General features: G+C 64.2%; 6 protein-coding genes. 3 read left to right on the top strand and 3 right to left on the bottom strand.

The genetic code is table 11. The features are described from left to right. Positions 1–1,679, top strand: a 1,679-nt coding sequence (locus tag BCD49_RS43155) for a hypothetical protein (RefSeq protein WP_206744930.1), incomplete at its 5' end; no start/stop codon positions are given. 7 nt (positions 1,680–1,686) lie between these two features. Here BCD49_RS43155 and BCD49_RS17895 read toward each other — a convergent pair. After that, positions 1,687–2,169 carry a GNAT family N-acetyltransferase gene (locus tag BCD49_RS17895; RefSeq protein WP_007515292.1) on the bottom strand — a complete coding sequence of 161 codons (483 nt, stop codon included), beginning with the start codon at positions 2,167–2,169 and terminating at the stop codon, positions 1,687–1,689. Positions 2,170–2,179: 10 nt separating this feature from the next. Next, entirely contained in the window at positions 2,180–3,574 is a 1,395-nt protein-coding gene (locus BCD49_RS45090; protein ID WP_071041699.1) for a helix-turn-helix domain-containing protein, read from the bottom strand. 340 nt (positions 3,575–3,914) lie between these two features. Here BCD49_RS45090 and BCD49_RS43595 point away from each other — a divergent pair, with 340 nt between their 5' ends. Beyond that, positions 3,915–4,133, top strand: a complete 219-nt coding sequence (locus BCD49_RS43595; protein ID WP_035931132.1) for a hypothetical protein — start codon at positions 3,915–3,917, stop codon at positions 4,131–4,133. 255 nt (positions 4,134–4,388) lie between these two features. On the opposite strand, the gene BCD49_RS17880 is transcribed toward BCD49_RS43595, so the two are convergent. Further along, positions 4,389–4,604, bottom strand: coding sequence for a helix-turn-helix domain-containing protein (locus tag BCD49_RS17880; RefSeq protein ID WP_071041698.1), 216 nt, complete (start codon positions 4,602–4,604; stop codon positions 4,389–4,391). Positions 4,605–4,861: 257 nt separating this feature from the next. Here BCD49_RS17880 and BCD49_RS17875 point away from each other — a divergent pair, with 257 nt between their 5' ends. Beyond that, on the top strand, positions 4,862–5,992 hold the full coding sequence (locus BCD49_RS17875) for a hypothetical protein (RefSeq protein WP_083401528.1): 1,131 nt from the start codon (positions 4,862–4,864) through the stop codon (positions 5,990–5,992). Positions 5,993–6,036 lie beyond the last annotated feature (44 nt).

Below are 6,036 nucleotides of genomic sequence, written 5' to 3'. Positions count from 1 at the left end.
GACTCGTGCGGATCGCCATCGACTCAGCTGACACTGATCCGCAACGGTGGGCCGACCTGGGGGTTCGTCTAGGACCACTTCCTCCAGCAGAGCGAAAGCGACTGATCGATGGGCTCGACCTCTTCAGCGAGATTGCGGAACTGGACTCGGATCAGCGCCTTCTATTGTGGGAACCAATCTACAAGGAGGTCAGCCGGAATCGCGCGTTCCGGACTGCGGCGTGGGCGATGGATGGCGACAGTCTTGCCCGTTTGGAAATAGTCGCCGAACGACTTAAGCCCACGACGAATGCGCAGCGGTATGCTTATCTTTTCGAGTGGCATCCGGATTTGCCTGAGATTGATCTTATGAATCACGAAGAATATGCCGCAGAAGTCCTCAGATTGCGGACGCAAGCTGTGACCGAGATACTCGCCGAAGGGTCGATTGATGGTCTGCAACGGTTGGCGGAGAAGAGCATTGCATCAGGCCAACTAGGATGGGTTGTCGGAGCTGTAGTTTCTGAAAATCTCACGCCGGCACTTCTTTCTTGGCTCGATTCCGAGAATCTAAGAATCAGGAACACTGCGGCGGCTTGGGCCGAACGTAAGCTATCGGACCACGGTATCCGATGGCTTCATGAGACGCTTCGGCGTCCGGAGGCCGCCCATCCTGCTCGGCGAGAGGCAATTGCTCTAAGTGTGCCCGCTCGTCCTGAATATTGGGACGCGCTGAACGACATCGATCCAGAGCTCATAAATACGTACTGGAAAAATACGTCGGCGAGATTTATTTCGGCCGTCGACATTGACCGTGCGGCACGAGAACTTCTTAGCCACGGGCGAGCTTGGGCCGCTGTACAGTTGATAGCAAGTCCCGGAGTTCTAGGGGGAGAGGGGGAATCGTTCTGTTCGCCAGCGCTTGTGGCCGCAGTACTCGACAAGGCGATAGTTACCGATCCAGCGGGTACTCAGCCGTCGTCGCTTGCATACGAAGTTGGACGTCTTCTTGACTACTTGGAAAGAGAGAATGTCGAATTTCAATTGCGAATGCGATACGAGTTCGCGCTCTTTCGATTTCTTGAAGATCAACGGGAACCACGAGCTTTGTTTAAGGCGCTTGACGGCGACCCGAGTTTTTTCGTCGACCTTATTTCTAGAATCTACCGTGGAAGAAATGAGGTGCGACGCCAGCTTAGCGAGCACGATGAGGCGATTGCTCGTCATGCATGGTGGATCATTAAGAACTGGCGTAATCTCCCGGGGCGCCGTGATGACGATACGGTTGATGCGGAACACCTCAACCGCTGGGTGCGCGAGGCTCGGCTCGCGCTTGCAGAGGCTGATCGGGCTGACGTGGGCGACGAACAGATAGGCGAAGTCCTTGCGGCGAGTCCAGCTGGCGCTGATGGTATCTGGCCTGCCGAACCTGTCCGGGAACTTCTGGAGGTAATCGGTAGCCCATCCATGCAGAACGGACTGCATATCGGGGTGATGAATGACAGAGGCGTCACTACACGTGGGGTTTACGACGGAGGTGAACAGGAGCGAGTCCTCGCGAGCCGCTACCGCGAATGGGCGTCTTTGGCGAAGATTAACTGGCCTCGGACGGCTCGTATCCTACAAAATATTTCGGAAGACTACGAACGACAGGCTCAGCAAGAGGACAGGCAAGCGCGATTTTGGGCTGACTCGGACTAGGCTAAGGTCAAGTGTTAATGGATGTGGCCGTGCCGCCCTCAACCCGGTAAAACACCTTGCCCTCATGCACCCGAGTACCCAAGGCGTCATAGAATGCCTGCGCTGCCGTGTTTTCCAGATCGGTCGTCCACTCGAACCGGCTGCACCCCTGCTCGGTGGCCATGGCCTGAAGCCGCTCCATGAGCAGCCGCCCCACACCGTGCCTCCGGGCGTCCGCGGACACGTACAGCTCCTTGAGAAACAGCGAGTGAGTGACTCCGGCAGCAGGCCACAAGTAGGAGTACGAAGCCATGCCGACCAGTCGGCCCTTGTCCCGGGCCAGCAAGACGTAGGCCACAGGGACCGGGCCGAAGAGAAGCCGCCGGATCTGGGCGAGACGCTCGGCAGGCTGCTCGGTGGGCGGCGCGCCGTAGAAGGAGTCCAGCTCGGCCATGAGGGCGGCCAGGTCTTCGGCGTCGTCCTGGCTGGCAGGCTGTACCGAAATCGTCACCCGCGAGAGTTTAGGCCCCGCCTCCGACAGATCCGGCAGGCAGTTCGAGCACTTCGTACAACTGCCGGACAGCAGGCAGCGTCCGGTGATGGCGGGCGGTGGCCTGGGCCAGGCCCCGAGCCCGCTGGAGGATGAGCCCGTCCCGCCGCCCCGGTGGCAGTTCCAGAAGGGTCCGCGCGACGCGGGCGGCCCCTTCGGCGACCTCGCCGTCATGGATGAGGCAATCGGCCCGGTCCAACTGGATGAGGGTGCGGTCCATGTAGTCGCTGGCCGGGTACAGGGTCAAGGCCCGATCGGTGGCCTCCCAGACCCGGCTTCGGTCGTGGAGATGGGTCAGGGCGTTGCCCTCGTGGAAGCGGAGTTGGGCTTCGTTGTAGCCGAAGGCGGACTCCGTCACGTCTTCTGTAGCCAGGCTGCTCAGGATGGCTTCGGCCCGGCGCAGGGCCGCGTCGGTTTCGGCTTGCTGCCCGAGGACTGCATGGGCGCGGGCCTGGAGCGCGGCGGCCAATACAGCCCCCACGCAGGGCGTTTGGCCCGCAAGGGCCTGGGCTTCCTTCGCCGCCGCGATGGCCTCAGGCACGGAGCCGCCGTAGTAATAGGTGTAAGCGTCCTGGGCCCGAACCCACGACGCCACCGCCGGATCTCCGGCTTCCCCGGCGGCCAACCGTGCCGTCCGGCCCCAGGCCCGGGCGGGGCCGCGCTGTCCCATCTTGATGAGCGACAAGCTGATGAGCCCGGCCAACTGCGCCGTGATGCGGGTGAGTTGCCTCGTCGTGCTGGACGGCTGGCGGGTTGACAAGGCGTGTTGCACTTCGGCGAAGTCGGCGGCCAAGTCGTCCAGCTGCACGGCGGCGGGCAGGTACCGCGTCGYCCGCCCGTGCCCGGCAACGAGCTGCTCCCAGTCATCGAGCGTGGCCGCGGCCGGTGCGCCGGTGGTGAGGTGGCCCTCGGCCTGGCGGCGCAGCTGCTCCAACTGGTCTACGGGACCGGCGAGCGTGACGCCCCCTGGCTGTGGCGGCAGCTTGAACCACAGCAACGCTTCGGGGATGCGCAGGGCCCGCGCCCAGCGGATGAGCCGCACCAGATCGGTGACGGGTTCGCCGGACTCGATGCGGGACAGCTGGGCCTGGGTCAGGCCCATCCAGCCCGCCACGATCTCCTGGGACAGGGGCGGGCTGTGGAAGGGGTGGGTGCGGTAAGCGGTGATCACCCGGCCCATGTGCCAAGCCGCGAGGGCGTCCCGCAGCTGGTCCGTCTCCCAGAACTGGGCGGGAACTTCCGGAGCCGCAGCCACCAGCTCCCGGGCCTGGCGGGCGCAAGCGGCGCATTGGGAGCCGGAGTTATCGCGGGCCAAGCGCGTGCCGCAGCGGCAGTACCGGCGGGAGGGTTCGCCCTCGTCCACCATGGCGCCCCCATTTCGCGCGAGACCAGATCATCCGGCCGGTTCCGCAGTCTAACCATCACGGTACGTGGTGGCGATTCCCCCATACGTCCGGCGCAWGATCCACATTCCCGGAACGTCTTGGCCGGGCCGGGTGGGTGCGCGAGTGTCCGGCCAGGCCCCGGGGCCGGGTGCGAGAAACCGTCGCCTGGCATATCCGCCCGGCCCCGGGTGCCCGCCACACGGGGCGAAGGCGAATGGCAGGAGGCAGGCAGTGGGTGGCTGGATCAGCGGGGCCTGTCCGGGAGAGCCACCGGAGCACGACAACTTGCCCTTACGCCTCCTCCAGATGGAGTGCCGGGTCGTGGTGGCGCAGATGGAGGAGTTGGAAGTCAATCTGGTCCGGCACCAGGACCGGCTGCCAGCGGAACCACTGGAATACGCCGCGCTGCTGGAGCGGACTGAAACCGTCACCGAGGAGGCCCGGTGGATCGAGACGCAGCTGGCGAAGCTGGCCGGGAGGGAACAGCGGCGAGCGTCCGGCCGGAACCAGTCCGACGCATCCGGCCCTACGCCGTCCTGAACGGCTACGGGGAGCAGCTTGCCACCTTCACCGACTGGAGCGAGGCCCATGCCTGGGCGCATCTGGCGGCCGAGAAGCCGGACGCCGTTCTCCCGCTCGAAGTCGAGGACCGATCCCAGCGGATTACGCGACGGATTGGGCAGGGCACCTGCGAGCTGATCGCCTGGACGATTTTCACCAAGATCGGTGGCTGTGAGCCGGTGGAAGATCCGGCCTTTCCCATCTGTGAGCCGGGAGAGGCTGGCCCTAYGGCCGCTATGACTCCTTGAGCAGGTMCAACGGATCAACGTGGAGGGYGGCCGCCAGCCGTTCCAGGGACCGCAGCGTCAGGTTGCGCTCGCCGCGCTCAAGGCCGCCCATGTAAGTGCGGTGGACGCCGACGACATCGGCGAAGGCTTCCTGGCTGAGGCCGCGTCCCTCGCGGTAGCGGCGCAGATTGCGCCCCACGATGCGCTGCAGGTCGCCCTCCATGACAGACCTGACGGTGCCCGGCCTGCTACTTGTAGGTCTACAGACTTATGAGTAGCATCGGGCCTGTCAGACAAATCCCGCGAGAAGAAAGGAGGTGGGAACATGACCGGCGGCGAGGGTAGCTGATGCACCGGGGGCAAGCGCCCCCGCAAAGCTCCGGAGGTTATCGGCATATGGCCGAGGCTCCGGAGCTTTGTGCTGCGCCCGAGGTACTCGCCGCCAGTGATCACAAAGTGTTACAATAATCGCGAAACACCATGGCAAACTTGCACGAAGACTATGACAAGCTCCAAACCGCCTTCATCGGCCTCGTGGTTGCCGTGCTCGGGGTCGGGTTGCTGGTGCTCGCCAAGAACTTGCATCTTTTTCCGAAGCTCGCCTGGCTCTCATTCTTCCCCGTGAGCGAGATCGGCGGCATCCTGTTTTCCTTCGGCCTGCTCGGGATCGGCCTGGACTACTTTCAGCGGAAGCAGGCGGGCCGCCTCCAGACAGAGCAACTACGGCAGGTCATCACGGAGGAAGCGCCCGCTCTGCGGGATGCCGTCATCCGCGGGTTCGCCTTCGATCAAGCAGACCTGGCGCGGGTGGCCACGCCCGAGATGCTGGACGAGATTTTGCGCAACAGCCTGGCGCTGCGTCTCGGCGACGCCACCTTCGCCCGCGAGCTGTACGACGACATCCGGGACCAGGCCATCGCCGCCACGGAGCGGTGGCACGACGCCCGGGTGGAGCTCACGCTGTCGCCTCTAACCATGGTTAGAGGCACTCCCGGAGGGAGTGCCTCTGCCGCTACCCGCACTCCGATGTTCGCCCTGACTGCCCGGTGGGAGTACACGACTATCCCGGCCAGCTCCATGCGCCGCTTCGTCTGCGTCTCCGACCGTCAGGAGTACCGGGACCTGAGCCAGGAGGCCGGGCCAACCTCGGCCTGGTGGTTCCGGGCCGTGGACGATCTCGACGGCGGCTCCCCGGAAGCCTTCGAGCTGGTCCAGTTCACGGTGGATGGCCAGGAGCGGCGCATCCGCCGTAGCTCCCGCGACGGGAGCCAGACCTACAGCGTCTCCGTCGGCAAGGCCGCCGTTGAGGCGGGTGAGCCGGTGGTGATCTCTTACACCTACCGGACGTTGGTACGCCAGGACGGAAGACTGATCAAAATTGATGTGGAAAAGCCCACCAGAGGGCTAACGGTCCAGCTGGACTACCGCGACGCGGATGTTCGGGACGTGCGGCTCCTCGACTTCTTCGCCAGTAGCAACCACGCCCGCATCAGCGAGGCGCCGGAGTCGGTGCCGGAGCAGGCGATCCGGRCCGAGTTCGACGGGTGGGTGTTGCCACGGTCAGGGGTGGTTCTGGCGTGGGAGCTAGAGAAATCCGAAAAATTGCAATAAGACACCCCAACCGCTCGACCGTTTCCGAAGGCTACCGTCGAGCT

Origin of the sequence: Pseudofrankia sp. EUN1h, from assembly GCF_001854645.1 — a bacterium.
Taxonomy (GTDB): Bacteria; Actinomycetota; Actinomycetes; order Frankiales; family Frankiaceae; genus Pseudofrankia; species Pseudofrankia saprophytica.
Note: the sequence above shows the minus strand (reverse complement) of the source record. Positions and strands in the feature narration are given on the sequence as shown.